The organism is Xenorhabdus szentirmaii DSM 16338, assembly GCF_002632585.1.
Classification (GTDB): Bacteria; Pseudomonadota; Gammaproteobacteria; order Enterobacterales; family Enterobacteriaceae; genus Xenorhabdus; species Xenorhabdus szentirmaii.
Map to the genome: position 1 here is coordinate 1 of NZ_NIBV01000037.1, position 579 is coordinate 579.

Annotated in this window: 1 pseudogene; it reads left to right on the plus strand. The window is 58.2% G+C overall.

Going from position 1 to position 579, the window contains the following annotated elements:
• Window positions 1-579, plus strand: a pseudogene (locus Xsze_RS21525) (S-layer family protein); the annotation flags it as partial.

The following is a 579-nucleotide window of genomic DNA, read 5'->3' on the forward strand; positions in this document are numbered from 1 at the left end:
GGAGTTCCAGATGCTCTTCCGATCTGACCCGAAATTTACCCAGTATAAACAGTGGCTGGGTTCGGACTATATGCGGCAACAATTAACGCATGACCCGGCGCGGGTTCACAAACGCCTGGGCGATGGGTTCTACGAACAGCGGCTGGTGCGCGACCAAATCACCCAACTGACCGGTCAGCGCTATCTGCCGGGCTACAACAACGACGAAGCGCAGTTTAAAGCGCTGATGGATGCCGGTGTCGCCTTTGGCAAACAGCAACAGTTAACGCCGGGCGTCGCGCTGAGTCCGGCGCAGATGGCGTTGCTGACCTCAGACATTATCTGGCTGACTAACCAAACCGTCACCTTGCCGGATGGCACTACCGAGGTGGTGACTGTGCCGCAGGTTTACGCGCGTGTCCGTCAGGGCGACCTGCGCAGTGATGGCAGTTTACTCGCCGGGAATACCGTGGCGCTCAACAGTCAGGGCGATATCACCAACAGCGGCACGATTAGCGGGCGTGACGTCACCCAACTGACCGCCAACAATCTCACCAACAGCGGCTTTATTCGCGGCGGCAAAGTGGATTTAGCGGCCCA